This is a genomic window from Kitasatospora sp. NPDC098663 (assembly GCF_044760075.1).
In the GTDB taxonomy this organism is placed as follows: Bacteria; Actinomycetota; Actinomycetes; order Streptomycetales; family Streptomycetaceae; genus Kitasatospora.
On the sequence record NZ_JBIWAP010000066.1, the window covers coordinates 1 to 26,041 of the forward strand.

Sequence of the window (26,041 nt, forward strand, 5' to 3'; positions counted from 1 at the left end):
CGCCAGCCCAGTCTCCCTGCACCCGCAACAGTCTGGCCCCACGCGAAAGCACGTGGGGCCAGAACCTGAAAGATCTTCAGCGATCTCCTAGGCCCTGTCCGGCAAGATCGGCCGGACAGGGGCTAGCCGACGGTCACCGTCACCGTCACCACCGAGTACTGCACGACGGTCAGCGGCACGCTGACCGTCGCTCCCGTGACGGTGTACGGGACGGGCTTGGGTGTCGGGTCGGTGCCGTCCGGGGTGGCGACGGTGACGGCCGTGACGGCGGCGCCGGCCGGGAGGGCGTAGGAGAGCGTGCAGTTGGCGGGCGTGGTGCGGAAGGCCGCCGGGGTGTCGCCGAAGTTGGTGAAGTTCACCAGGTGGACGACGGTGTCGTTGCCGAGCCGCCGCGCGTCCAGGAAGATCCGGCGGTCCCCGGCCAGGGTGACGGCGGGCGGTGCGGACTGGCGGACGGGGGTGAGCAGTTGGTCGGCCGAGGCCTGGTCGGTCTTGGTGAGGTAGCTGAGCCCGGCCCGGTCGCGCACGTACCAGCAGGTGCCGCTGCCGTAGGCGTTCTGCTTGCTGGCCGGCAGCGGGCTGCCCCGGCGCAGTCCGAGCACGTCGGAGAGCGCGAACTCGGATCGCTGGCCGCCCAGTTCGTCGAGCGCGGTGGGCGCCGGGCCGGTGATCACGATCGTCCCGCCGGCCGCGACGAAGCCCCGCAGCACAGCCGCCTCGGCGTCCGAGACCGCCTGGAGGTCGGGCAGCAGCAGCACCTTGAACCGGGCCAGGTCGGCGGCGGCCAGGCCGGGGCTGGGCACCGTGTCGAACGGGATGTGCGCGTACACCAGCGCCTTCACCGCACCCCGGAACTCGCCCAGCCAGGGGACGGACGCGCAGCTCTGCTCCGGGTCGTCGCCGCCCCACCAGTCGCTGATCCCGGCCGGCGCGGTCGCGTTGACGTACATCCCGATGCCCGCCCCCGGGCTGACGTAGTCCCGGGACGGGCTGGAGTGGTAGACGCCGACCTGGGCGGTCGAGGCGGCGTTGTAGAGCCGCTCCTGGTTGGTCCGGACGAAGCGGTACATCCGGGCGCGCATCGCCGCGTCCACGGTGTCGTTCTTGTACGGCGTCTTCACCTCGTAGGGGTTGCAGCCGGCCGCGATCAGCTGGGACATCACCAGCGAGGCGTCGTCGGCCTGCCAGCCGTAGGAGAACGCCCAGGCGGGCTTGGTGCCGCTGGCGCCGCGCGCGTACTTGTACATCGAGATGAGACAGACCCAGTCGGAGGCGGTGGCGTGCCGCATGCCGTCGTAGTTGCCGAGGATGTCCACCTCCCAGACCTGGCTGACGGCGCCGTCGGCCTGGCGCAGGTAGCCGCCGTCCAGGCCGATCGAGGTGGCGTAGCGGTAGTCCATCGAGACGGTCTCGACGAAGGTGACCAGGTCGGGGTTGACCGCGCGCCCGGCGGCGGCGATGTCGAGCTGGAACTGGAGCAGGTTGCGGTGGCGCCATTCGAGGTAGCGGCGGAACACCGGGTCGGCGAAGTCGGCGGCCTTGGGCAGGGCGAGGCCGGTGTCGGCCTTGAAGGCGGCCGCGCCCCAGGTGGAGGCGTCGCACCAGGAGAGCACGCCGTCGAAGTAGATCGGGACGTCCGGCCAGATGCCGTCCACGCCGGTGGCGGCCACGCCCTTGATCCGCTTGAGGTAGTAGTCCCGCCAGGGCGAGTTGGGGCTGAGCCAGACGCTCTCGTCGCCCGGGTCGACCCAGACCACCACGCTGCCGTAGAACACGTTGGGCTTTCCGGCGAGGTCGCGCTGCACCCAGGCGCCGCCCTGGTCGTTCTTGTAGAACGAGCGGCCCTTCTCGCCGCCGGGGGAGATCAGCTCCAGGGAGGGGTAGTACATGACGACCTTGAGGCCGGCGGCGTGCGCCAGACCGGTGAAGGTCTTCACCTCGGCCATGTGGGCCGCGAACTCCGCGTCGGTGAGCCAGTTGGAGAGCAGGGTGTCGAGTTCGATGACGCTGACGTTCTGCGCCTTGAGGGCGTCGACGGCGCTCTGCATGTCGGCGGGCTCGTTGAAGGTTCCGTCACCGACACGGGCGAACCGGGCCCAGTCCGGCCAGGGCTGCGCCGTGGCGCCGCCGCCCGGGAGGGGGGCGGGTGCGGGCGCGGACTCGGGTACGGGTGCGGGCGCGGACTCCGGGGCGGCGGCCCAGGCCTGGCCGCCGGGCAGCAGGCGGACGGCGGCGAGCGCGCCGCCGGTGCCCAGGCCGGCCCGCAGCAGGCGGCGGCGGCCGAGGCGCGAGGTGGTGGCGGCGGTGGCGGGTGCGGGCGGTGTTCCTTCGTGCTCGGACATGGTGGTCCCCCCGGTGTGGGTTGGCGGATCACGGGAACGTGCGCGGAACGCTCGGTGCGGAGGAGGCGGTTCTCCCGGTCGGCGGCGCCTCCGAGCCGACCCTAGACCGCGAGCCGCCCGCCTGTTCGGCCCCTGTTCACGGCTACGCCAGACGTCGGATCGCCGGTTGCCAGGTTGACCGAGCCGGATTGCGCGCCGCCCCGCGCAAGCTCCTCCCCGGGGCGCTTGACAGTGTGCAGACCGCCCCCGGCGGTGACGGCGGGGGGAGCGCGGGGTAGGGGTGCTGGGAGCGCGCCGGTCGGATGATCATAGAAGTTCGACAGTGCTGTAGATTCACGGCACGGAGCGGCGGCAGGGACGAGGAGGGCACGATGAGCGTTTCGCTGGCCAAGGGGCAGAAGATCAGCCTGGAGAAGCCGGGCGGCGGTCAGCTGAGTGTGGTCCGGATGGGTCTGGGCTGGAAGGCCGCGCAGCCCAAGGGCTTCTTCGCCAAGCTGCTGGCCGCCGGTCGGGAGATCGACCTGGACGCCTCGGCGGTGCTGTTCTCCCAGGGGCGGCCGGTGGACGTGGTCTTCTTCCAGCACCTCAACAGCAATGACGGTTCCGTCCGGCACAGCGGCGACAACCTGGTCGGCGGCGCGGGCGACGCGACCGACGACGAGTCGATCACCGTGGACCTGACCAAGATGGCCGCCGAGGTCGACCAGATCCTCTTCACCGTCAACTCCTTCACCGGCCAGACCTTCCAGGAGGTCGAGGCGGCCTTCTGCCGGCTGGTCGACGAGCAGACGGGCGCCGAGCTGGCCCGGTACACGCTCACCGGGGGCGGCCCGTACACCGCGCAGATCATGGCCAAGGTGCAGCGCACGCCCGCCGGTTGGCAGATGACCGCGATCGGGCAGCCGGCCAGCGGGCGGACCTTCCAGGACCTGATGCCGGAGCTGGTCAAGCACCTGTGACCCGGCCCGGGGCCGGCCAGCCTCGGCCGGCCCCGTCCACTTCCCCCGCCGCAGCCCCGGGAGTCAGCGGGTTTCGAGGTCGCGGCGCCGGAACCCGGCCAGCGCCAGGGCGATCAGGGCGGCCGCGACCAGGGTGAGCGCCGCGAGCGGCGTCCAGTCCATGGCGGCCGCCGGGAGCCGGGGCACCTGCCCGAACGGGGAGAGCCGGTCCAGGCCCGCCGGGAGCTTCAGCAGCGGGCCCAGGTACCCGATCACGAACGCGTACACCGGCACCAGCCAGGCCAGCTGCGTCGCCCGGGGCAGCCAGCCGTACACGGCCGCGGCGAACCCGACCGTCACCCACTGGGCGGGCGCGAACGCCAGGGCCGCGCCGACCAGTCGCGGGAACGCGCCGGCGTCACCGGTGGACAGCGCCCCGGCCAGGCCGAAACCCACCCCCGCCGCGAGCAGCACCGCGGTCGAGCCCAGCAGCGCCGCCGCCAGGTGCCCGCCCAGCCAGCCGGACCGGGACACCCCGGTGGCCAGCACCGGCTCGGCCCGCCCGGCGCTCTCCTCGGCGCGCGGGCGCAGCGTCGCCAGCACCGCGTAGACCGCGCCGACCACCGCCACCACCAGCAGGGTCATTGCGGCGAAGGAGTCGGTGAGCGAGCGGCCGCCGAGCCGGGCGAGGGCCTCCTTCAGCTGGTCGACGTCCTTGACCATCGCGTCGGCGCCGCCCAGCAGCGACCCGTACATCGCGCCGAGCAGCAGCAGCGCGACCGCGAAGCCGCCCAGCAGGCCGCGGTGCAGGCGCAGGGCGAGGCCGAGCGGGGTGCCGAGGGCGGGGCGGGCGGTGGGCGGCCCCGGGCGGGCGGCGCGCAGCCCGGCGCCCACGTCCCGTCGGGTGCTCAGCGCGAAGCCGGCCGCGCCGGTGACGGCGGCCAGCGCGAGCGCGGGCAGCAGCGGCCACCAGCGGTCGTCCACGAAGGGGTAGCTGCGTTGGAGCCAGCCGATCGGGGAGGCCCAGGAGAGCCCGTTCGACCCGGCGTCCCCGGCCGCGCGCACCGCGTAGGCGGCGCCGAGCACCGCGAGGGCCAGCCCGGAGGCCGTCCGGGCGTGCGCGGTGACCTGGACGGCGACGGCGGCCACCGCCGCGAACAGCAGTCCGGCGGCGGTGGCCGCGGCCCCGAACAGCAGCGTGCCGCCGGTGCCGAGCCCGGGGACGCCGAGGGCGGGCAGCCCGGCGGCGAGCAGCAGGCCGAGCGCGAGGTCGGCGACGGCCGCGGAGCCGAGGGCGGCCGCGAGCTGGGCGTGCCGGCCGACGGCGGCGGAGCGGACCAGCTCGGCCCGCCCGCTCTCCTCCTCGGCCCGGGTGTGCCGGGTGACGGTCAGCACGCTCATCAGCCCGGCCAGCACCGCCAGCAGGCCGAGCAGCCGGTGGCCGAGCATGGCGCCCCAGGTGTAGTCGGCCAGGTAGTGCCCGGGGCCGGTCATGGCGAGGACGGCCGGGCCGGCGGAGGCGTGGGCGATCGAGGCGCGGTCGGCGGCGGTCGGGTAGAGGGTGTGCACGCTGTTGGCGCTGGCGAGGGTGAGCAGGCCGAGGCCGAACACCCAGGCGGGGAGGCGGAGCCGGTCGCGGCGCAGGGCGAAGCGGAGCAGCGTGGCGGTGCCGGACAGGGGGGTGTGCGAGCGGGGCGGACGCGGGGCCGTGGTGGGCGCGCCGGTCGCGGTGGTGGTGGCGGTCATCGGGCGGCCTCGCCGTCGACCGGGTGCCCGTTGGCGGCCAGCTCGTCGCCGTAGTGGCGCAGCATCAGCTCCTCCAGTGTGGGCGGGTGGCTGACCAGGCTGCGCAGCCCGGCCTCGCCGAGGCGGCGGATGGCGGCGTCCAGGTGGGCGCCGTCCACGGCGAAGCGCACCCGGGCGCCCTCGGTGCGGACGGCGTGCACGCCCTCCAGCGTGTCCAGCCCGGTGACGGGGCGGTGGGTCTCGGCCTCGACCGTGGTGCGGGTGAGGTGGCGCAGTTCGCCGAGGCTGCCGGTCTGCACCACCCGGCCGTGGCGGATGATGCTGACCCGGTCGCCGAGCTTCTCCACCTCGTCCAGGATGTGGCTGGACAGCAGGACGGTCCGCCCCTGGTGCCGGGCCTGGAGGACGACGTCCTGGAAGACCACCTCCATCAGCGGGTCGAGGCCGGAGGTCGGCTCGTCGAGCAGCAGCAGTTCGGCGTCGGAGGCGAGCGCGGCGACGATGGCGACCTTCTGCCGGTTGCCCTTGGAGTAGCTGCGGCCCTTCTTGGTGGGGTCGAGGTCGAAGCGCTCGATCAGCTCGTCGCGGCGGCGGCGGTCGAGTCGGCCGCGCAGCCGGGAGAGCAGGTCGATGGCCTCGCCGCCGGTGAGGTTGGGCCACAGTTCGACGTCGCCGGGGACGTAGGCGAGGCGGCGGTGCAGTTCGACGGCGTCGTGCCAGGGGTCCTTGCCGAGAAGCCGGGCGCTGCCGCCGTCGGCGCGCAGCAGGCCGAGGAGCACCCGGATGGCGGTGGACTTCCCGGCGCCGTTGGGCCCCAGGAATCCGTGCACCTCGCCGGTCTCGACGGTGAGGTCGAGGCCGTCCAGCGCGGTGGTCCGGCCGAAGGTCTTGCGGAGGCCGGTCAGAGCGATTGCCTTCGTCATGCTGCTGAAGCTACCGTAGTTTCAGAAAAACGTGAATATTGGGAAGGCGTTAAAGTTCAGTCGAGTTGTTGATCACCGGAGAGGGGAAGGCGCGCGTGGTGGAGCGGGAAGCGGAGAAGGGGCGCGACGAGCAGGCGGTGTCGGACTTCGTCGAACGGTTCGCGGCCGAGCTGGTGGCCGCGGGCATGGGCCGGATGCCGGCCCGGCTCTTCTCCTGCCTGATGGCCGAGGAGAGCGGCGTCCTGACCTCCGCCGAGCTCTCCGAACGGCTGCGGATCAGCCCGGCCGCGGTGTCCGGCGGGATGCGTTACCTCACCCAGATCGGCCTGGCCGCCAAGGAACGCGAGCCGGGCTCGCGGCGCGACCGCTACCGGGTGCTGAACGACGTCTGGTTCGAGTCGCTGACCCGGCGCGACGAGTACCTGCTGCGCTGGGTGCGGGTGCTCAGGGAGGGCGAGGCCACCGTCGGCGCGGGTACCGTCGCGGGGGAGCGGCTGGCGGAGAGCGCGGCCTTCTTCGCGTTCATGGTGGACGAACTGCACGGCATGCTCGCGCGGTGGCGGGTGCACCGGGAGGGGCTGGGGCCGGGGGCGCTGCCCAGGGCCGGGGCCGGGTCGGATCCGGCGTAGGCCTGGTCTCGGGAGCTCGGCGGGGCGGGGAACGCGGAAGGCCCGCACCAGCTCCTTGGGTTCAAGGGGTGCGGGCCGTCGGCGGATGGGGCGGTGTCAGCGGGTCGGCGGGGCGGCCGAGGGGGAGAGGCCCGCGCTGGGGGTCGTACTCGGGGCGGCGGAGGAGGGGGTGCCGCCCGGGGTGGGAGTGCCACCGGGGGTCGGCGTCGTCGTGGCGCACCCGGGGGTGGCCGGAGTGCCGGACGGCGTTCCGGTCGGGGTGGCCGTCGGGGACGGGCTGCCCGTGGGGGTGGTCGTGGCCGTCGGGCTCGGGCAGTCGGTGGGGGTGCCGGTCGGCGTCGTGGTCGGCGTCGTGGTGGGGGTGCCGGACGGCGTTCCGGTCGGAGTGGCCGACGAGGACGGGGTGCCGGTGGGGGTGCCCGACGGAGTCGTCGACGGCGTGCCCGACGGCGTGCCCGACGGTGTGGTCGGCGGTGTGGTCGGCGGGGTCGACGGCGGCGTGGTGCTGGGCGCGCCCGTCGTCGGCTGCGCGGAGGACGACTGCGTCGGGGCCGGCGAGGTCGGCTGCGCGCTCGGCGAGGGCTGCCCGCCCGGGGTCGGGGTGCTCCCGGGGGCGCTCGGCGTCCCGGGGGTGGCGCCCGGCGTCGTCCCGGTCGGCGGCAGCAGCGGCGCGAGCGGCAGGAGCGGGGAGGGCGGCGAGGCCGGCGGGGTCGAGGAGGCCGGGCGGTTCGGCACGGTGGTGACGCTGCCGCTGCCGTAGTGCGCCATCCAGTTGCGGACCGTCCGCAGGTACTCGCCCGAGTTGTTGTAGCTGAGGATCGCCCGGTCGAGCTGCGCCGGGTCGGAGAGGTCGCGCCCGCCCGCGCACAGGTAGCGGGCGGCGGTCTCGGCGGCGTCGAAGATGTTGTTCGGGTCGGCCTTGCCGTCGCCGTTGGCGTCCGTGCCCCAGGCCGCCCAGGTGGAGGGGATGAACTGCATCGGCCCGACGGCACGGTCCCAGCGCGCGTCGCCGTCGTAGCGCCCGCCGTCGCTGTCGGGTATCGCGGCGAAGCCGTTGCCGTCCAGCGCCGGACCGAGGATCGGGGTGAGGGTCGTCCCCGCCGCGTCCACCTGGCCGCCGTTGGCCTGGCCGGACTCGACCTGGCCGATCGCGGCCAGCAGTTGCCACGGCAGGTGGCAGCCGGGCGAGCGCTGTGCGGCCGAGGCCTCGGCCTGGCGGTAGGCGGCGAGCACGGTCGCGGGCAGGGCCGGGCCGGTGGCCGCGAAGGGGCCGGCGTCGGGCGCGCCGGGCACCGTGCCGGGCGGCTGCGGCAGTTGGACGGTGCCGCCGCCGTCGGCCGGGACGCCGGTGCCGAAGGCGCTGCCGGCGCCGCCGGTCGGGCCGCCGCCGGCCGGTGGGCCGGACTGGGAGGCGGAGGCGTCCGGCGTCGTCACGGCGTCGGCGGCCGCGACCGGGGCGAGCCCGAAGCCCGTCACCTGGGAGCCCGTCAGTGCGGCGAGTGCGGTGAAGGCCGCAGCCGTCCCCGTGACCCGCTTGCCGAGCCGCAGCCCGCGCCCGCCCTGCACCTTGCCGAACCTCGCCGTCATACCGTGCCCCTCCCCGTAGCCGTCCCGACCCTGCCGGAACGGATGAACCGTCGTCATCGTGCCTGCCGCCGGACGGCGGCTCCCGCCGCCGCAACGATTAGTATCACGACGGTCTGACGCGACGGGGGTGGCCGGAGGTTGCCGCGGCCCGGCGCGGACATCGAACACCGCAGGTCAGCAGGGGTGGGTGACCGATCGCTCGGGCCGGGATGCGATCCGCGGCGCGGCCGGGATGGCCGACGGCCCGGCCGGGTAGGCGAGTTGACGTGTGTGCGCGGCCCCCGCGGGTTCCGTCCGCGGGCCCGGTGGCGGCACCGGAGAGCCGCACGGGTCGAGCGTCGACGACATCTCCCCTTTCTGCCAAGGGAGTTGACCGGGGGCGTGCCGGTGGTGGGCCGGGCGTGCAGGGGCCCGGACCGGCGGTCCGGGGCGCGGGGGTGGTGCGTGCGCGTCGTTCCGGGCTCCCCGGCGGCGCCCGCCGCCGACCCTCCTGACCTGCGTTGATGTCCGCCACCGGGTGGGCGTTTCCCTACCAGGGCGAGCGTGCGGACACCAGGGGGCGGCCCCAACTCGCCCCTGGACGGGTGACGTTCTGGTGAAAAGGGCATGCCAGGAATCTCCGCCCGGCATGCTGTGCCCCGTGACCATGCGGATGGAGGCCCGGACTGTGAGCGCGAACCTGCCCGAGACCGTCGCCGAGGGAGCGGTCGTCCTGCCGGCCCCCCCTCGGGTGGTCGACGACCTGGCCCGCGACCTGACCCAGGCCGCGGCCGCCGTCCGGGCGGTCTCGCGGGTCGCCCGCAGCGGTGGGGACCTCGCCGTCGCCGCGTACACCGCCGTGGTGTGCACCGGGCGTTCGGCCGCCCGCGTACTGGAGGAGGCCGCCGCCTGGTGCCGGCAGGCCCCTGCGGCCGAGGTGCACTCGCTCGCCTGGGCCCGGGTGCCGGGGCACCGCGAGGACGTGGACGAGTACCGCGTCACCCTCGCCGTCAGCTTCCCCGACGACGAGACCGGCGAGCACCTCGGCGACACCCATCGCGCCCGCCGGTGAGGAATCCGTAGGATGATCCCCATGGACGACGGGGACACCAAGCAACTGACGGACGACCAGGCGCAGGACGCGACGGACGGCGGCCCGCGAGAGCTCTCGCGGGCCGCCGCCGTGGCCGTGACGGTGCTCGCCGTCCTCTGCGGCGCCGCCGTCCTGCTGGCCGTCTTCCACTGGCTGGGCTGGAGCGTCCCCTGGGTCGGCTGGATCGTCGCCAAGGCCGGTATCAAGCTCGCCGTCGGGGGCTTCGCCGGGCTCGCCGCCGCCTTCGCCTGGCTCCGGTCGCGGCTGGGGCGTTCGGCGGGCGACTCGCCGTCCTGACGGCGCTCCAGGGCCGGTCCGGGCCGGCCGTGCGTCAGCCGGAACGGCCCAGCAGCATCATGAAGAGCGCGTAGTTCGGGATCCGGCTGACCGCGGTGTTCGACAGCGAGAGGAACTTGCCGTCCTTCCTGACCACCAGGTAGCCGTTGACCACGCTGATCGACTTGATGTCGGACCAGGGCACGAAACCGCGCTTCACCGTGCTCAGCCCGGCCGAGCTGACCAGCAGGTCACCGAAGGCCAGTTCCTCTCCGTCCGCCAGCGAGGCCCGGGCCCCGGACAGCTGGGTGGCCGCGACGTAGTGTGCGGCGGTCTCGCCCAGTTCCGCCCACCTGCCCAGCTGGGTGCCCTTGTCCCCGCCGCTGAGCTTGGCGCGCCGCGGGTCGCGGTACTTGCCGTCGATCGTGAACGTCTCCCCGTCGTCCCGGGTGAACTGGTAGGAGAAGTCGGTCTCGGTGTAGATGCTGTGCGTGTAGTGGGCGACGGTCGACTGCAGCACGGTCGAGACCTCGTCCCAGCGGAAGACCGTGAGCTCCAGGCCGCCGCCCTCGTGCACCAGGCCGTGGTCGAAGTGGTAGACCCGGAGCTTCTCCTCCTCGCGCGGCCGGCCGAAGAGCCGTGTCTTCGTCAGCACCAGGAAGGACTGGCGCAGCAGGCCGAGGTCGGCCTCCTGTGCCTGCTCGGCCACTGCGGCGGTGATCTGGGTATCCGTGGTCTCGACGACCTTCACCATGGCTCGCTCCTGTGTGTGGCGACTACGTCCACCGCAGTATTCCCCGGAGCCGGGAGTGGTGAGGCACAACAGCTACTGCCAGAGCGAACTTTGACGGTCTTTCGGCCAATCGTGCGCCCCGCCGTGCCTCACCCGACCCGCGCCTCGACGGCCGCGGCCGAGCGGCCGGGCGGCCGGGCGCTCAACCCGCCTGCGGGGTGGGGCAGACGAGGTCGCGCTCGGGGGCGCGGTCGTCCAGCAGGTAGCTCTCGACGACGTTGGTGACGCAGGAGTTGGCGGTGGGGTACTGACCGTGGTCGCCGCTCCCGGTGACGGTCACCAGCTTGGAGCCGCGCAGTGCGCGGTGCGCGCCGAGCGCGGCCTCGTAGTACGTCGCCGGGTCGTGCACCGAGTTGAGCATCAGCACCGTCGGCAGGTGGGCGCCGGTCACCTTGACCTTGGGGGCGGTCGCGGTCGGCCAGGCCGCGCAGACCGCGCTGAAGGCCAGCGTGCGCGCGCCCGCCAGCGGATAGCGCGCGGTGTTCTCCGAGCCGCGCTGGACCCAGGTGTCCATGTCCTTGGTCCACGGGGTGTCGTTGCAGGTCACCGAGAAGAACTCGGCGAGGAACTCCGGGCTGAGGTACTGGCCGAACAGCTTCCCGGCCATCGTCCTGGCCGCGGGGTCGGCCCCCTGCCAGTCGTCGACGGCGGTCAGGGCCTGGGCGAGGAAGGGGAAGGTGTCCCGCTCGTAGATCGCGCTGATGGCGCCGTTGTCCAGTTGGTTCGGGCCGATCGTCAGGGAGCCGTCGACGATGGGCCGGTCGTGCAGCGCGGCGCGCCGCTGCTCCCAGTGCGCCTGCACCTCCTCGGAGGTGGAGCCCCAGTGGTAGGTGGCGTCGCGGGCCGCCAGCCACGGCACGAAGTCCTCGTCGAAGCGGCGCTGGAAGCTCATCGGCTGGCCCAGTTCGAACTTCGCCCAGGTGCCGTCGAAGCCGATGTTGCTGTCCAGGACCATCCGCTCGACCCGGTGCGGGAAGAGCGTGCCGTAGTAGGCCCCGATCATCGAGGCGTAGGAGGGGCCGAAGTAGCTGAGCTTCTGCTCGCCGAGCAGGCCGCGGAACAGGTCGATGTCGTGGGCAGTCTGCTCGGTGTTCAGGTAGGGCAGCAGATCGCCCGTGCGCGCCTGGCAACTGGCGGCCAGCTTCTTGGAGTTGGCGACCACCCGGTCGATCGCCGCCGGGGACTGGTCGCGGAAGTCGCCGGCCAGGAAGTCCTGGAACTCCTCCGGCGTCTGGCACACGGCCCGGGTGCTCTCGCCGACCCCGCGCTGGTCGAAGCCCACGATGTCGTACGCGGCGCCGACGGCCGGGGCGGCCGTGGCCAGGCTCGCCGGGCGCAGCAGGCCCGACGCGCCGGGGCCGCCGGCGGCCATCAGCAGCGTGCCCTTGCGCTTGGCCGGGTCGCCGGCGCGGTGCCGGGAGACGGCGATCGTCACGTCGGCGCCGGCATCGGCGTGGTGCCAGTCGCGCGGGGCGACGATGGTGGCGCAGTCCAGCGCGGGCTGCTTGGCGCAGGGCTGCCAGGCGAGGGTCTGGTGGGTGTAGCGGGCGGGGGCGACCTCGGCGTCGCCCGGGTTGCGGCCGGCGTCCGGGGCGGCGCTGGCGGTGGCCGGCACGGCGAGGCCGGCCAGGGCGGCGACGGCGACGGCCACGGCGGCGCGCCGGGTGCGGGAGGCGGTGGCGTTCGGCGCGGTGGTGTTCGAGGCCGTGGTGTTCGATGCGTTGGTGTTCGATGCGTTGGTGTTCACGGGAATGATCCTGTCCGAGCCCGCCCTGACGGTCGATCATGCGGGGTTCCGTGTCCGGGGTGGTGCTGGGTACACCCCGGACACGGAGGATCGCCCCAGGTCGGTGCCAGCGGCTGCTGGGCGGGGATCGGGGAGTGCGGGAGGGGATTCGGCGGAGCTGAGGCGGGGTCAGGCGTTCTCGCGGACGGGCGGCGCGGAGGCCGGTGCGGCGTCCGGGGCGGTGGGCGCGGAGGCCGCGGTGGTGCCGGGGCGGCGCCGGGTCTGGGCCGCGATCAGCGAGCCGAGGACGATCAGTGCGCCGAGCGCCTGGAGCGGGCTGAGGTCCTGCCCGAGGGCCAGCCAGCCGATCGCGGTGGCGACCACCGGGCTGAGCAGCGAGAGGAAGGAGACCGAGGTCGGCGGCAGCGCCCGGATCCCGCGGAACCAGAGCGCGTACGTGAGGGCCGCGCCGATCAGGCTGAGGTAGCCGTAGCCGAGCAGGTTGCCGCCGGTGAGGTGGGACGGCGGGGCGCCCTCGACGAACAGTGCGACCGGCACCAGCAGCAGTCCGCCGGCGGTGAGTTGCCAGCCGGTGGTGGCGAGCAGCGGGGCGGGGGAGACCCAGCGCTTGGAGAGGACGACGCCGGTGGCCATGACGACCGCGCCGGCGAACGCGGCGGCCACGCCGACGGCGTCCAGCTGGGCGTTGGCCCGCAGGACCAGCAGGCTGACGCCCGCGATCCCCGCGATGCCGCAGATCACCGTGCGCGGCGTGAGCCGGTCGCCGAGCAGCGCGGCCGAGAGTCCGGCGGTGATCAGCGGCTGGACGGCGCCGACGGTGGCGGCGACCCCGCCGGGCAGGCGGTAGGCGGCGATGAACAGGAGGGCGAGGAAGGCGCCGATGTTCAGCGCGCCGAGGACCAGTGCGCGCCACCACCAGCTGCCCTTCGGCAGCCGGCGGGTGACGGCGATCAGCAGCAGTCCTGCGGGCAGGGCCCGGAGGACGGCCGCGAGGAGTGGGCGGTGGGGCGGGAGCAGTTCGGTGGTGACGATGTACGTCGACCCCCAGACGGCGGGGGCTATTGCCGTCATCAGCACGATTCCGAGGCGGTTTCTTAGCACTAAGCAAATATATCTCAGCGCTAAGAGATATCTCGCCGCTTTGATGGGGTGACGTGGCTCACAGTTACCTCATCGCTAAGGAATCCCGGTGCAATCCCCTACCCTGAACCTGTGGCAGATGCAGATCATGTGGACCGAGTAGTCGCGCAGTGGGCCGCCGAGCGCCCCGACCTGGACGTCTCCCCGATGGAGGTGTTCGGCCGGCTCAAGCGCCTCTACCGCCTGGTGGACACGGAGCTCAACCGGACCTTCGGCGAACACGGCCTGGACGCCGCCTCCTTCGACGTCCTCGCCACCCTCAAGCGCAGCGGCCCGCCCTACCGCCTCACCCCCACCGGACTGATGCAGTCCGCCATGGTCACCTCCGGCGCCATCACCCAGCGCCTGGACCGCCTGGAGGCCCGCGGCCTGGTCACCCGCACCCAGAGCGACCAGGACGGCCGCAGCCGCGTGGTCGCGCTCACCCCCGAGGGCCACGCCCTGATCGACCGCGCCCTCCCCGACCACCTCGCCACCGAGCGCGCCCTCCTCGCCGGCCTCGACGACCCCGGGACCGCCGCCCTCGTCGACGCCATGCGCACCCTCCTGGCCGCCCTCGGCGACAGCCCGGAGTGAGCGGGAGGCGCGCGCGGGCGGGCCTCCACGCCCGACCTGCCTACGGGTTGACCGCCACCGCCTTGAAGAAGGTGTAGTGGAACGTCCCGCCCGGTTCGGCCGTGCGGCGCAGTTCGGTGATGCCGTGGTCGAAGGCGTCGGGGGTGGTCAGGCCGGCGGCCAGCGCCTCGGTGCGGACGGCCTCGACCATCGCGACGAAGGTACGCCGGGTGAAGCCCTCGACCAGGGCGGGGCGGGCGCCGTCGGCGTGGACGGTGCGGGGGCGGACGGCCACGTCCCGGAAGCCGGCCTCCGTCAGGAGCGGGTACAGGCGGCGCCCGAGCAGGGCGTCGCCGCCCGCCGCCGCCTGGAGCCGCACCAGCAGGTCGACCGCGTCGCGGGCCGCCGTGCCCTGCGGGTGGAAGAAGGCCGAGCCGTGGTCGCCCTCGATCACCGTGATCGTGCCGCCCGGCCGCAGCACCCGCCGCAGCGCGGTCAACGCGGCCACCGGGTCGGCCAGGTGCTCCAGCACGAAGCACACGAAGACGTGGTCGAACGCGCCGTCCGGGAAGGGGAGCCGGTGCAGGTCGCCGTGGTGCCAGGTGACCCGCGCGGTGGGTGCCTCGGCCGCCACCCGGGCCCGGGCCCGCGCCAGCGACTCCGCCGAGACGTCCACCGCCGTCAGCAGCGCGCCGGGGCTGGCCGCCAGCAGGTGCGCGGTCTGCGCCCCCACCCCGCAGCCGGCCTCCAGCACCCGGCTGCCCGCCGGGTACGCGGTGCCCGCGTGCAGCAGCTCGGCGAGGGTGTCCGCCTGGTCGCCGAGCCGGTGCGCCTCGGTCTCCGAGTAGCCGTGGACGTAATCCGGGGCGTAGCCGTGGCCTGGGCCTGCGGCGTCCTGCCGGTCCTTCGGTGATGCCGTTTCCGTGGTCATGGCCCCACCCTCGCGCCACAATGGCCCGGTGAACAGGTCCAAAGAAGCACCGGACGGCAGGTCCAAACAGGCGGACCCGGGCGCCGACTTCCTCCAGCTCGACACCGCCGACGCCCCGCCCGGCGGCCTGACCGGCTGGCTCACCCGCCGGCTGCGCGAGGCCATCGCCGACGGCCGTCTCCCCACGGGCAGCCGGCTGCCCGCCACCCGGGGGCTGGCGGCCGAACTCGGCGTCTCCCGGGGAGTGGTGACCGACGCCTACCGGCGCCTGGCCGAGGAGGGCCAGATCGCCGGCCGGGGCAGGGGCGGCACCGTCGTCGTCGCGGCCCCTACGCCGCCCGCGCCCCCACGGTCGGCCGCAGCCCCGCTGCCGGACACGCCCCCGGCCCCGTCGCGCGCCCGGCCGGAGCCCGTCCTGTTCCACGCCGACCCCGACCCCGAGGTGTTCGACCTGCTGCGCGGCACGCCCGCCCGGATCGACCTCACTCCCGGCGTACCCGACCTCGCCGCCTTCCCCCGTGCCGCCTGGCTGCGCGCCGAACGCGCCGTCCTCGACGGCCTCGCCGCCGCCGACCTCGGCTACGGAGACGTCCGCGGCACCCCCGCGCTGCGCCGGGCCGTCGCCCACTGGCTGGCCCGCAACCGGGGCATCCGCGCCGATCCGGACGAGGTGCTGATCGTCGCCGGGACGGCCCAGGCCCTCGCCCTGCTCGGCCGGGCGCTCGGCCGGGTGGGCGTCACCGAGGTCGCCGTCGAGGACCCGGGCTCGCTCGGCGCCCGCCAGCACCTCGCCCACTGGCTCGCCGCGACCCCGCCCGTCCCGGTCGACGCCGAGGGCGTCCGGGTCGACGCGCTGCGCGCCACCGGTGCCCCGGCCGTCCTGCTCACCCCGGCCCACCAGTACCCGACCGGGGTCGTCCTCGGCGGCGAGCGGCGGCGCGAACTGCTGCGCTGGGCGGGCGAGGGCGGCCTGGTCATCGAGGACGACTACGACGCCGAGCACCGCTACGACCGCCCGCCCGTCCCCGCGCTGCGCGCCGTCCTGCCGGAGCAGGTCTGCTACGCGGGCAGCATCTCCAAGCTGCTCGCCCCCGCGCTGCGCACCGGCTGGCTGCTGGTGCCGCCGCGGCTGCGCGAGGCTGTCCTGGAGGCCAAGCGGTTCGCCGACCTGGGCAACCCGGTGCTGCCGCAACTGGTGCTGGCCCGGCTGATGGAGTCCGGCGAACTCGACCGCCACCTGCGGCTGTTGCGGCACCGCCACCGCCGTCGACGGGACGCGATGATCGCCGCCGTCCACGCCCACCTCCCTGGCGCCACCGTCCACGGCGCGGCGGCCGGCCTGCACCTGATGCTCACCCTGCCGCCCGGGGTCCGCTGCACGGACACCGAACTGGCCGCGGCGGCGCTCGCCGAGGGCGTCAAGGTGCAGCCGCTGTCCTGGCACGCGCGCCTGCCGTACCCGCCGGGGCTGGTGCTCGGCTACGCGGCGGGTGCGCCGGGGGAGATCGCGGAGGGGATCGCCGTCCTGGGGCTGCTGCTGCGCCGGTAGGCCCCCGGACGTCCGGCGCCTGGCGCCCGTATCCCCCGTCCGCGCGGGCGCGGGTGTGCTCCTCCGGGGTCCGGGCTATGGTGGCGACGGGCTCGGGTGCCTGGACAGGCTTGGGTGCCTCGACGGGCCGTATCCCGCTGCCGACTTCAGGGAGGCGTGATGGCCGTGCTTCGGCGCACCGTCCAGTTCGGCGCGATGCTGGTGGTGTTGGCGGCCACGCTCGGGCCGGTTCCGGCCGGGTCGGTGTCGGCGTCCGCACCGGTGTCCGTGCCGGCCTCGATACCGGACGCGCCGGAGTCGATACCGGGGCGGGGAGTTGCCCCGGGAGAGGGGACGGTGGCGGCGGAGATGGCCGACCAGGACGCGCGGCAGCTCGCGGGGCGCCGGATCGTACTCTCCTACGCCGGTCCGACACCGCCGCCGGGTGTGCTGCGGACGATCCGGGAGGGGCGGGCGGCCGGGGTCATCCTGTTCGCCGAGAATGTCACGAGCCCGGCGCAACTGGCCGAGGCCGTAGGTCAGTTGCGGGAGGCGGCGGCACAGTCGTCGGTGCCCGGGGGGCTGCTCCTGATGACCGACCAGGAGGGCGGCAAGGTGCGCCGCCTGCCCGGCGAGCCCGAACTCTCCGCCCGCCGGACCGGATCGGACCCCGACCCGCTCGGCGCGGCGGGCCGCGCCGGTGTCGGCGCCGCCGGGACGCTCGCGGACGCGGGGCTCAACGTGAACCTCGCGCCGGTGCTGGACGTCTACGACACCCCGGGCAACTTCATCGACCGCCATGAGCGCTCCTACGGCCAGGACCCGGCCGGCGTCGGCGAGTTGGGCAGCGCCTTCCTCGCCGCTCAACAGGGCCTGGGCGTGGCCGCCACCGCCAAGCACTTCCCCGGGCTGGGCTCGGCCGCCAACGGCGAGAACACCGATGACCGCCCCGTCACCCTGTCCGTGCCGCTGGACGAGTTGCGCACCCGCGGTGAGGAGCCCTACCGGGCGGCCATCGCGGCGGGCGTCCGGCTGGTGATGGCCTCCTGGGCGGTCTACCCGGCGCTCGACCCGGACCGCCCGGCCGGGATGTCGCCCGCCGTGGTCCAGGGCGAGCTGCGCGGGCGCCTGGGCTTCCAGGGCGTCACGGTCACCGATGCCCTGGAGGCCGAGGCCCTCGCCTCGTACGGCGGCGCGGGCGACCGTGCGGTCGCTGCCGCCGAGGCCGGGATGGACCTGATCCTCTGCTCGGCCCGCGACCCGCAGCAGGCCGAGGACGCCACCACGGCCCTCGCCGACGCCCTGGACTCCGGCCGCCTCGACCGCGCCGCCTTCGCGGACGCCGTCACCCGGGTCGACGCCCTGCGGGCCTCCCTGGACTGAGCCGGCGGCGGCCGGCCGTCCCCGCGCGGGGCGCCGGGGAGAGCGGCCGCGGCAGGTGCGTGGAGCCCGACCCTCCGGGGTGGGATTACGCCATCGAAGGTCTGGTTTCGGTCCGCTCGGCACTTCGAAGGCAGAATCGCAGTCATGGCATGGGAATCACATGGCAAAGTCTCGTCATGGCACATGTGAAATGTCACATGTGACCTCACCTGTTCTGATCGTTCCTCGTACCCTCCGAAGGAGAAGGCAATGAACCGCATCACTCGGATCGCCTCGGGCGCGGCCGGTGTCGTCGCCCTGCTCGCGGCGCCGGTGCCGGCGCTCGCCGCGTCGACCGGTGGCGCCGCCGAGGCCGCCGCCACGGTGACGACCTGCGGCTACAGCGGCCTCCAGGCCGGGCTGTCGACCAAGGTCTGCGCCGAGGTCACCGGCGGCAGTGTCGTGCTGTACGGGCAGATCGGCCTGGCCGGTCCGCCCACCCCGGACACCCCGTGGCCGCCGAAGCCGCAGGAACTGCTCACCCGCCTGTCGGCCGGGGTGGTCGGCGGCGAGTCGCTCGGCTCGGCGAGCGTGCGTGCCGTGTTCACGGCCGCCACCGTGCGGGTCGACGGCATCAGCGTCACCGTGCCGTGCGGTTCGACCCTCCACGCGACCTTCGCGGTCGAGTCGATCTCGCGGGGGCCGGCCCCGGTCGAGGTGGATGTACCTGTAGGCTGCTGACGGAACCTCACTATGACCGCCGAGTCCGGGAGTTGGCAGCGTCCCGGGCTCGGCTTCCGGCGTTCCCGCGTACCCTCCGGATGTGACGTGGACCACCCGGGGGCGGCCCCCGCGGGCCGGGCCGCCACCAGGTGACGGCCGGGCGCCCACTGTGACGACTTGAAGAAACCTTCATCTGTGGCGATGATGCTTGCCGGCCGCCGGTGAGGACGCGGCCGCACGCCCAGCGATCCGTACCCGAGGGAGGGACGCCGACGATGCCCGTCCCGCTGTACCAGGCCAAGGCGGAGTTCTTCCGCACCCTCGGCCACCCGGTCCGGATCCGGGTGCTGGAACTGCTCCAGGACGGGCCCCGGCCGGTGCGCGAGCTGCTGGCCGAGATCGAGGTCGAGCCGTCCAACCTCTCCCAGCAGCTCGCGGTGCTGCGCCGTACCCAGCTGGTCGCCGCCACCCGCGAGGGCAACACCGTGGTGTACGCGCTCAGCACCCCGGACGTGGCCGAGCTGCTGAGGGCCGCGCGCCGGATCCTGACCGAGCTGATCACCGACCAGGGCGCGCTGCTCACCGAACTGCGCGAGCCCGGCGGCCGGCCGCACCGTTGAGCCCGCCGAGGCCCTCGGGCCGACCGGACCCGAGGAGCCCGGCGAGCCCGGCCGACCCGGCCGACCCGGCGAACCTGGCCGGCCCGCTGAACCCGCGCCCGACCCGGTCGGCCGACCCGAGGAGAACCCCCGCCATGAGCGAGAGCACGAGCGACGGCATACGCGAGGAGAAGCGTCGACGCAAGGCCATGCTCATCCGGGCCGGCATCTACATCTTCGCCACGCACCTGTTCGCCGGCTTCGTGCTGCTGCTGTTCGCGCTCGGCGGCCGCAAGTAGGCACCTCCTACGTCCGAGGGCCGTCCTTCACGAGGTAGCGGTCGCTGGTGCTGGTCCAGGCCTGGACGCCCTCGATGAGCTCCCGGGTGCCGTCCAGGTACCAGCGCCCGGCCGGGTGGCGGCGGCGCAGGTCGCTGCGCAGGGCTTCGTTCTCCCGCCGCAGCCGGGCGACCCGGGAGCGGACGGCGCCGACGGCCCGGCTGCGGGTGCAGCCGCGGATCCGTTGCAGGGTGAGGACGGTGTTGAAGGCGGCCGCGCTCTGGCGTTCCTCCCGCTCCAGGGAGTACAGGTCGTTGATCAGCGTGGCGGCGTCGGCGGTGTTGGCGCGCAGCCGGTGCAGTGCGGGCTCCGCGTGGAGGGCGGCGGGGGCGTCGGCGCCGTGGACCCGTTCCAGTATGTTCATGAACGGGTAGAGGCAGCTGCCGTGGCGGCGCAGCCGCATGGTCTCGGGCAGTCCGAGGGCGGGGACGGTGCCCTGGGCGCGGTGTTCGGCCTCGGCGGGGAAGGTCTCCAGACAGGCCTGCCACTCCCGGGCGGCCCGGCCGCGCCAGTTGGGCGACATGCCCTGCGCCTGGCGGCTCCACAGGTCGTTCCAGGCGCGGAGCAGGTGGTCGCCCGAGCGCGGTGCCGGGCCCCCGCCGACCGGCGCGCAGGCGCCCGTCCGATCGGGCCCGGTGCGGCGCAGGGCGTCGATGAGCGGGTCGACGACGGCGCGGGCTTCGGCGGGGCGGTGCCCCGGCGGGCCGTCGAAGCGGTCGTCGAGGATGGTGAACCAGCCCAGCATGTCCACCAGCAGGTCGAGGTTGGCGCCGTGGGCGCGGGGGAAGGCGTGGCCGATCAACTCGTGCAGGGCGTAGGCCCCGTAGCGGGTCATCTCGGGCGGGGTGAGGAGGTTGCGGCCGACCACCCAGGCGGCGTGCCGAGCCGCGGCGGTGCGCAGTTCGCCGGACCGCTGCGGGAGTTGGGGCGCGGCGGGGGTCGGGGCGGGGTTGCTCACCGGGCAGCGGGCCGCCGCCGGGGCCTCGACGACCGAGCGGTCGTCTCCCGTCCGGTCGTCTCCTGCCAGGTCGTCCACCGCTCGGTCGTCCCCCACCTGGTCGTCCGCCGGGCTGTCCGGGCGGGGCACCCGGGCGCCGCGCGGGGTCAGCCGCACGCGCAGCCCGTGCGCCTGGACCGTCGTCCAGACCACCTCCCGGGCCCGGGAGCCGGGGACGGCCACCGGCCGCCAGCGGCGCAGGATCGCGGCCGCCGCGACCGTCAGTTCGGCCCAGGCGAAGGCCTCCCCGACGCACTTGTGCTTGCCGGCCCCGAAGGGGAGGAAGGAGTGCCGCCCGACCCCGCCCGACTGCCAGCGCTCCGGGCGGAAGCGCAGCGGGTCCGGGTAGCGGTCCGGATCGCGGTGCAGCGCGGTGAGGCTGTAGAGCAGCTCGGTGCCGGCCGGGATCCGGTACGGGCCGAGGTCCACCGGCACCTGGGCGGTGCGCATCAGGAAGGCGTTGGGCGCGTGCAGCCGCACCACCTCCTGGGTGACGCTGCGGGTGTAGGTGAGCCTGGCCAGCGCCTCGGGGGTGGGGGCGGCGCCGGCGGGCAGGTGCTCGTCGAGTTCGGCGAGCACCCGGGCCTCCACCTCGGGGTGGCGCAGGAGTTCGTCGAGGAGCCAGGTCAGTGTGGTGGAGACGGTCTCGGTGCCGGCGCCGAACATGGTGATCGCCTCGGACCGGACGTCCGCCTCGGTGAGCGGCCGGCCGGTGCCCGGGTCGGTGGCGGCGCGCAGCAGGGCGGGCAGGGTGCCGCCCCGCTCGGCGGATCGGGCGCCCGTCGGCCGGACGGCCTGGTCGACGACCTGGTTGAGCACCCGGACGGCGGCGTCGAAGCGCCGGTTGACGGGCAGCGGCAGCCGGGCGAGCGCCGGGTGCGGGTAGAGGGACTGGACGATCTGGCCCTTCACCAGGTCCGGCAGGGCCTGGTGGAAGGCCAGGGTGGCGTCCTCGCTCAGCCGGGCGTCGAACAGCGAGCGGGTGACGATCTCCAGCGCGAGGTGGTTCATCTCCTTGGCCACGTCGAGGACTTGACCGGGGTGCCAGCGCCCGGCCCGTTCCTCGGTGACCTGGTGCATCACGGCGACGTACTCGGCCATCCGGTCCGGCCCGAAGGCGGGTTGGATGATCCGGCGGCGGTCGCGGTGGGCCTGGCCCTCGGACATCAGCAGGCCGTCGCCGAACGCCGTCTTGAGGGTGTCCTGGACGGCGCCGCGCGGGCAGTCGTAGGCGAGGGCGACGAGCAGGGTGTGGACGAGCGGGGCGTCGGTGACCACGCAGACGGTGCGCGGCCCGAGCCGGATCCGGACGACGCCGCCGTGCTCCGAGAGCGAGCCGAGGAAGCCGAGCGGGTCGCGGAGCAGGGCGGGCGCGTGGCCGAGGCCGGGGACCGCGCCGGGGGCGAGCGGGGGGACGGCCGCGCGGGTGGTGCGGGGTGCGGTGGGTGCGGTTCTCGGGGGGAGGTCCCGTTGCCGCGTCTCGGTCAGCAGGGTCATGTCAGTACCTCTCATCAGAGGAGCCGGTGCGGACGATACCGGGGGCCCCGGCGGGCCGGCCGGGAGGTGGGGGGCCGGCTCGCGCGGATCCGCGCGTGCCCCGGCTGGAGGGGCGCACGTTATGGCAAACGCGCCGGTCCGACGGGCGTTGCGCCGAACGCGGGCGGATCACTCCAACGGTCGATCATCCGCAGTGGCTCCGACCGCCCCGGAACGTGGTGCTGACCTGCGGTGAAGGCCCCACCGGAAAGATCCGGGCCGGGCCCCTCGCGGAGGGTCTTTGGACCCTCGCCGTCCGGCCGCCCGAGGGCCAGCATGGTCCAGGAGAAGGAGGACCCTGATGACCAGTCTGCGCCACCGGCCCGCCCTCGACGTCCGGGTGGAGATCCGCGGCGAGCTGCCGCGCGAGGACGCCGAGTACGCCCGGGCGCAGGCACTGGACACGGCGGTCGGGCTCGGCCCCGGAACCCGCGCGCTGCGCATCCGGCTCACCCGGGTGCGCGACCGGGCCATGACCCGGCCCGCCCTTGCGCAGGCCGACGTCGACCTGGCCGGCGTCGGCCCGGTCCGGGTGCAACTCGCCGCCGCCACCGCCCGCGAGGCCGTCGACGTCACCCTGGGCACCCTCGCCGGCCGGGCCGGCCGGCTGCGCGAGCAGGGCGACATCGGATTCGCCGCCGCCCACGAGAGCGCCTACCGCCCGCAGTACGCCGCCCGCCCGCTCGCCGAACGGCGGATCGCCCGGCGCAAGGAGGTCGTCCCCGCCCGCCGCACCCCCGAGCAGGCCACCCGCGAACTGCTCGCGCTGGACCGGCCGTTCCACCTCTTCGCGGACGCCGTGACCGGCCGGGACGCGCTGGTCCACCGCTGTCCGCTCAGCGGCGCGCCCGGGGCGGGCCCGTCCACGGGCGCCGACCCGGCGGGCCCGCTCGACCTCACCGAGGCGGCCCGGCGGCTCTGGCTGACCGGCGGCCCGTTCGTCTGCTACGCCGACCCCGGCGACGGCCGTGCCCGGGTGCTCTACCGCCGCTACGACGGCCACTACGGCCTGATAACGCCGGTAGCGGAGCCTCGTTGACGGGCAGGAGAACCACCGGGGCGGGCCCACCGGCCCCGCTGGCCACGACCGCCACGACCGCCACGACTTCCACGACAGGGGAACCGGGACCATGGACTGCGACGAGGTCATGCTGACCGTCCGGATCACCGCCGCCGAACGCGCGCTGCTGCGGGCCCTCGCGCGCGGCCACGGCGGGGACGTCTCCGAGGTGGTGGTCGACGGCCTGCTGGAGGTCATCCCCGCGCTGCACGACGACGCCTCCGCGCTGCCGCTGCGACGCGTCCTGGCCCGGCCCGCCCCCTGCGCCCTGACCCTCTGGTTGCCCGCCCCGATCGCGGACCTGCTGCCGCTGCTGGGCGAGCGGATCGCGCGCACCGGCGGCCCGTCGAGCGGCCCGGCCAGTGCCGCGCTGTCCGCCGCGCTGCGCCTGTGGCTCGCCGGGGACCGGGCGGGGCTGGCCGCCGGGCTGGCCCGGCTGCACGGCGGCTGCGCCGGCGGCCGGGCGGCGCAGCAGCAGGCCCCGGTACGGGCGGCGGCCTGACCGTTGGTTGACGCAGCGTCAGCCACTGGCCCCAGCTGGCATGTCCTGGGCGGGAATTGGCCAGTTCAGGACTCTGGCCAGGGCCCCGTGACACGCCCTAGCATTTCCGTCACGGCCGTCTGAGCCCAGGCCCCGGGACTCCGGCCGGGTGGCCGCCACCACCCCGTTGCCGGGGAGCGCACACCCCCCGAGTGCGCTTCCCGGCACCGTCACGTTTGGGGCCGTCCCCGGGGTCTCTCGGGCAGCCCTCGGCCCGCCCCTGCGGTGTCGTCCGCTCCGTGCGACCCGGCCGGCCGCGCGCCAGCGGGCCGAATTCCGCAAGAGGTTTTCGTTATTCCCGCCCGGCCCACTGCTCTCCTGAGTGCCGGAAGGTTCGGGCCCCGCTCCGCGGAGCGCCCGCACCTCGCGCGAGGAGGGGAAGACGCGATGGGACGCCGGAGCGCGGAGCCGTGCCCCCGTAGCGGCAACTCGCCTCCGGCGTCGGCCGGTTCACTTCGCGACGGGTGGCGGCGCGCTGGTGCTCGGGCTCGACGGCCGCTGGTACTACGGTGGTCGGCTAGGGCGTGTCCTGATCCACAGGACACGCCTCGGGGCGATCCGACGATTCTCGCAGGGCGCGAACCGTCGGGCCCGCCCCTGGGGGAGTTCCAGCAGCCCGAACGGCCGGCCGTGCAACAACCGGCCGCTGCTGAAGGCCTCCTGAGACCGTCCGGCGGCGCCGGGTGCGGGCACCGTCACCACCCGGCGGCGCCCGCACCCGGCGTCACCGCTCCCTGCCCCTCACCCCTCACGAGGATTGCCCGCCATGCGAACCCGACCCCTCGTCGTCGCCCTCGCCCTCGCCGGCGCGGCCGTGCTGCCCGCCGCCGTGCCGGTCGCCGCCCACGGCGACTCCGTCCACCTGGACGTCTCCGGCCAGCGGAACGGCCGCGTCAGCACCATCGCCACCTGGGAGAACGACCACGACCCGGTCACCGGGGAGTTCACCGGCACGCTGGCCGCGACGGCCACCGACGGGCGCACGGCCGGCCCTTGGCGCCTGGTCGCCGTGCCGGGCGAGCCGGGGACCTACACCACCCGGGAGATCCTCCCGGCCGGTCACTGGCGGGTGAGCGTCGACTGCGCGTTCCCCTCGCCGGGGCACGGCGAGGGTGAACTCGACGTGGAGGCCGCGGTGATCGGTGATCCGCCGCTGCCGGGGGCGACGGGCGCGACGACCGGCGCCCCGGCCCCGATACCCGCGCCCGTGCCCCCGACCACGCCCCCGGCCACGCCCCCGGCCCCGACCGCCCCGACGGCCGCCGACGGCGCCGCCCGGGCCCGCTCCGGCGCCCGCGACACCCCCTCCGACACCACGCCCGACGCCGCCGCCTGGGCCGCGATCGGCACCGCCGTCGCGGCCGTCGTACTGGTCGCCACCGGCTTCTGGCTCCGCCGCCGCCCCCACCGCTGAGTCCGCCACCGAGTCCGCCACTGAGTCCGCCACCGAGTCCACCGCTGAGCCCGGCGGCGGGAACCGTCGAGCGCGAACCACCGTCCCAGAGGTCACCGGGCGCCACCGGGCGCCCGGCCGACCGCAAGGGAGCGTCCGCGCATGAAGAAGGTCCTGATCACCGGCGGCGCGGGATTCATCGGCAGTTCGGTGGTGTTCGCCCTCCTCGACCAGGGCATCACCCCGGTCATCCTGGACGACCTGTCCAAGGGCCGGGCCGAGTTCGTCGAGGGCAAGGTGTTCTACCAGGGTGACGTCGCCGACGTGGCCCTGCTCGACCGGATCTTCGCCGAGCACCCGGACATCGACGCCGCCGTGCACTGCGCGGCCAGGATCGTCGTCCCGGACTCGGTGGCCAGGCCCCTGTACTACTACCGGGAGAACGTCGGCAAGACCGTCGAACTGCTCGACGCCCTCCAGCGCCACGGCTGCACCCGCGTCGTCTTCAGCAGCTCCGCCTCCATCTACGCGCCCACCCCGGACGGGCGGGTCGACGAGAGCAGCCCGGTCGAGGCCAACAGCCCGTACGCGCGCACCAAGCTGATGATGGAGCAGGTGCTCCAGGACTGGACCAGGGGGGAGGGCGCCGAGCGGCAGCGGGTCATCGCCCTGCGCTACTTCAACCCGATCGGAGCCGACCCGCGGCTGCGCACCGGACTCCAGGACCTCAACCCCACCCACGCCCTGGGCAAGCTGATCGAGGCGCACACCAACGGCACTCCGTTCACCGTGACCGGTGTCGACTGGGCGACCAGGGACGGCTCCGGCATCCGCGACTACGTCCACGTGCGGGACCTCGCCGAGGCGCACGTCGCGGCGCTGCTCCGCTTCGACGAGGTGATCGCCGAGGGCGCCGAGGACCGCTACCAGGTCATCAACGTCGGCACGGGCGACGGCACCACCGTGCGCGAGCTGATCGCCGCCTTCGAGCAGGCCGTCGGCGCGACGCTCGACGTCCGCGAGGCGGGCCCCCGGCCGGGCGACGTGATCGGCTGCTACGCGGCCGTCGACACCGCCCGCGAGCTGCTCGGCTGGCAGCCGCGGCGGGGCATCGCCGAGGGCGTCGCCGACGCGCTGGCCTGGCGCGCGCAGTGGGCCGCCCGCCTCGGCGCCAGCTGATCCCCGGCGCGGCCCCCCCCCGGCCCCGGCGCCGCCCCCCACAACGCCCCCCCAATGGAACGCCCGGCCCGGCCATGCCCACGAGTCCTGCAGCCCCGCGACCTAT

General features: G+C 74.9%; 23 protein-coding genes. 14 read left to right on the forward strand and 9 right to left on the reverse strand.

Annotation, left to right across the window (positions count from 1 at the left end; all coding sequences use genetic code 11):
- Nucleotides 1–122: 122 nt before the first annotated feature.
- Nucleotides 123–2,342: a hypothetical protein gene (locus ACIQVZ_RS38970; protein ID WP_402456886.1), complete on the reverse strand. Its 2,220-nt coding sequence runs from the start codon at nt 2,340–2,342 to the stop codon at nt 123–125.
- Nucleotides 2,343–2,713: 371 nt separating this feature from the next.
- Between ACIQVZ_RS38970 and ACIQVZ_RS38975 the strand changes: the two genes are divergently transcribed.
- Nucleotides 2,714–3,301, forward strand: coding sequence for a TerD family protein (locus ACIQVZ_RS38975; RefSeq protein WP_350879397.1), 588 nt, complete (start codon nt 2,714–2,716; stop codon nt 3,299–3,301).
- Between the two features lie 63 nt (nt 3,302–3,364).
- On the opposite strand, the gene ACIQVZ_RS38980 is transcribed toward ACIQVZ_RS38975, so the two are convergent.
- Both ACIQVZ_RS38980 and ACIQVZ_RS38985 read right to left on the reverse strand, forming a co-directional pair.
- Nucleotides 3,365–5,026 carry an ABC transporter permease gene (locus ACIQVZ_RS38980; RefSeq protein ID WP_402456889.1) on the reverse strand — a complete coding sequence of 554 codons (1,662 nt, stop codon included), beginning with the start codon at nt 5,024–5,026 and terminating at the stop codon, nt 3,365–3,367.
- A complete protein-coding gene (locus tag ACIQVZ_RS38985; RefSeq protein ID WP_350879394.1) occupies nt 5,023–5,949 on the reverse strand; it encodes an ABC transporter ATP-binding protein in 927 nt (308 codons plus the stop codon). Before ACIQVZ_RS38985 ends, ACIQVZ_RS38980 begins: the two co-directional genes overlap by 4 nt.
- Nucleotides 5,950–6,044: 95 nt before the next feature.
- On the opposite strand from ACIQVZ_RS38985, the gene ACIQVZ_RS38990 reads away from it, so the two are divergent.
- Nucleotides 6,045–6,578 carry a MarR family transcriptional regulator gene (locus ACIQVZ_RS38990; RefSeq protein ID WP_350879393.1) on the forward strand — a complete coding sequence of 178 codons (534 nt, stop codon included), beginning with the start codon at nt 6,045–6,047 and terminating at the stop codon, nt 6,576–6,578.
- Nucleotides 6,579–6,674: 96 nt separating this feature from the next.
- On the opposite strand, the gene ACIQVZ_RS38995 is transcribed toward ACIQVZ_RS38990, so the two are convergent.
- Nucleotides 6,675–8,165, reverse strand: a complete 1,491-nt coding sequence (locus ACIQVZ_RS38995; RefSeq protein WP_402456893.1) for a lytic transglycosylase domain-containing protein — start codon at nt 8,163–8,165, stop codon at nt 6,675–6,677.
- Nucleotides 8,166–8,832: 667 nt separating this feature from the next.
- On the opposite strand from ACIQVZ_RS38995, the gene ACIQVZ_RS39000 reads away from it, so the two are divergent.
- Nucleotides 8,833–9,216, forward strand: a complete 384-nt coding sequence (locus ACIQVZ_RS39000; protein ID WP_350879391.1) for a hypothetical protein — start codon at nt 8,833–8,835, stop codon at nt 9,214–9,216.
- Nucleotides 9,217–9,237: 21 nt separating this feature from the next.
- Nucleotides 9,238–9,534: a hypothetical protein gene (locus tag ACIQVZ_RS39005; RefSeq protein WP_350879389.1), complete on the forward strand. Its 297-nt coding sequence runs from the start codon at nt 9,238–9,240 to the stop codon at nt 9,532–9,534.
- Between the two features lie 34 nt (nt 9,535–9,568).
- On the opposite strand, the gene ACIQVZ_RS39010 is transcribed toward ACIQVZ_RS39005, so the two are convergent.
- From ACIQVZ_RS39010 to ACIQVZ_RS39020, 3 genes are all read right to left on the reverse strand, one after another.
- A complete protein-coding gene (locus ACIQVZ_RS39010) occupies nt 9,569–10,267 on the reverse strand; it encodes a DUF6585 family protein (protein ID WP_350879388.1) in 699 nt (232 codons plus the stop codon).
- Between the two features lie 181 nt (nt 10,268–10,448).
- Nucleotides 10,449–12,053 (reverse strand): alpha/beta hydrolase, encoded by a 1,605-nt coding sequence (locus ACIQVZ_RS39015; protein WP_402456897.1) that lies wholly within the window; start codon nt 12,051–12,053, stop codon nt 10,449–10,451.
- Between the two features lie 168 nt (nt 12,054–12,221).
- On the reverse strand, nt 12,222–13,124 hold the full coding sequence (locus ACIQVZ_RS39020) for an EamA family transporter (RefSeq protein ID WP_350879386.1): 903 nt from the start codon (nt 13,122–13,124) through the stop codon (nt 12,222–12,224).
- Between the two features lie 159 nt (nt 13,125–13,283).
- On the opposite strand from ACIQVZ_RS39020, the gene ACIQVZ_RS39025 reads away from it, so the two are divergent.
- Nucleotides 13,284–13,769 carry a MarR family winged helix-turn-helix transcriptional regulator gene (locus ACIQVZ_RS39025; protein WP_402456900.1) on the forward strand — a complete coding sequence of 162 codons (486 nt, stop codon included), beginning with the start codon at nt 13,284–13,286 and terminating at the stop codon, nt 13,767–13,769.
- Between the two features lie 40 nt (nt 13,770–13,809).
- Here the strand turns inward: ACIQVZ_RS39025 and ACIQVZ_RS39030 are convergent, their stop codons facing one another.
- A complete protein-coding gene (locus ACIQVZ_RS39030; protein ID WP_402456902.1) occupies nt 13,810–14,679 on the reverse strand; it encodes an L-histidine N(alpha)-methyltransferase in 870 nt (289 codons plus the stop codon).
- Here ACIQVZ_RS39030 and ACIQVZ_RS39035 point away from each other — a divergent pair.
- The 5 genes from ACIQVZ_RS39035 to ACIQVZ_RS39055 all read left to right on the forward strand — a co-directional run bounded on the left by ACIQVZ_RS39035 (nt 14,678) and on the right by ACIQVZ_RS39055 (nt 19,190).
- On the forward strand, nt 14,678–16,228 hold the full coding sequence (locus ACIQVZ_RS39035) for a PLP-dependent aminotransferase family protein (protein ID WP_402456904.1): 1,551 nt from the start codon (nt 14,678–14,680) through the stop codon (nt 16,226–16,228). The two genes, ACIQVZ_RS39030 and ACIQVZ_RS39035, sit on opposite strands and share 2 nt — an antisense overlap.
- 159 nt (nt 16,229–16,387) lie before the next feature.
- A complete protein-coding gene (locus ACIQVZ_RS39040) occupies nt 16,388–17,590 on the forward strand; it encodes a glycoside hydrolase family 3 N-terminal domain-containing protein (protein ID WP_350879379.1) in 1,203 nt (400 codons plus the stop codon).
- Between the two features lie 249 nt (nt 17,591–17,839).
- A complete protein-coding gene (locus ACIQVZ_RS39045) occupies nt 17,840–18,310 on the forward strand; it encodes a hypothetical protein (RefSeq protein WP_402456907.1) in 471 nt (156 codons plus the stop codon).
- A gap of 257 nt (nt 18,311–18,567) precedes the next feature.
- Nucleotides 18,568–18,912, forward strand: a complete 345-nt coding sequence (locus ACIQVZ_RS39050; protein WP_063350638.1) for a helix-turn-helix transcriptional regulator — start codon at nt 18,568–18,570, stop codon at nt 18,910–18,912.
- Nucleotides 18,913–19,046: 134 nt separating this feature from the next.
- Nucleotides 19,047–19,190 (forward strand): DUF6126 family protein, encoded by a 144-nt coding sequence (locus ACIQVZ_RS39055; protein ID WP_402456910.1) that lies wholly within the window; start codon nt 19,047–19,049, stop codon nt 19,188–19,190.
- 7 nt (nt 19,191–19,197) lie between these two features.
- Here ACIQVZ_RS39055 and ACIQVZ_RS39060 read toward each other — a convergent pair whose 3' ends face one another.
- The gene (locus ACIQVZ_RS39060; RefSeq protein WP_402456913.1) at nt 19,198–21,723 is read right to left on the reverse strand and encodes a cytochrome P450; all 2,526 of its coding nucleotides are present in this window, start codon (nt 21,721–21,723) and stop codon (nt 19,198–19,200) included.
- Nucleotides 21,724–22,063: 340 nt separating this feature from the next.
- On the opposite strand from ACIQVZ_RS39060, the gene ACIQVZ_RS39065 reads away from it, so the two are divergent.
- From ACIQVZ_RS39065 to galE, 4 genes are all read left to right on the forward strand, one after another.
- A complete protein-coding gene (locus tag ACIQVZ_RS39065) occupies nt 22,064–22,801 on the forward strand; it encodes a sigma 54 modulation/S30EA ribosomal C-terminal domain-containing protein (RefSeq protein ID WP_402456916.1) in 738 nt (245 codons plus the stop codon).
- Between the two features lie 91 nt (nt 22,802–22,892).
- The gene (locus ACIQVZ_RS39070) at nt 22,893–23,324 is read left to right on the forward strand and encodes a hypothetical protein (protein ID WP_402456919.1); all 432 of its coding nucleotides are present in this window, start codon (nt 22,893–22,895) and stop codon (nt 23,322–23,324) included.
- A gap of 805 nt (nt 23,325–24,129) precedes the next feature.
- Nucleotides 24,130–24,777: a hypothetical protein gene (locus tag ACIQVZ_RS39075; RefSeq protein ID WP_350879371.1), complete on the forward strand. Its 648-nt coding sequence runs from the start codon at nt 24,130–24,132 to the stop codon at nt 24,775–24,777.
- Nucleotides 24,778–24,918: 141 nt separating this feature from the next.
- Entirely contained in the window at nt 24,919–25,935 is a 1,017-nt protein-coding gene (gene galE / locus ACIQVZ_RS39080) for a UDP-glucose 4-epimerase GalE (RefSeq protein WP_350879370.1), read from the forward strand.
- Nucleotides 25,936–26,041: the final 106 nt, after the last annotated feature.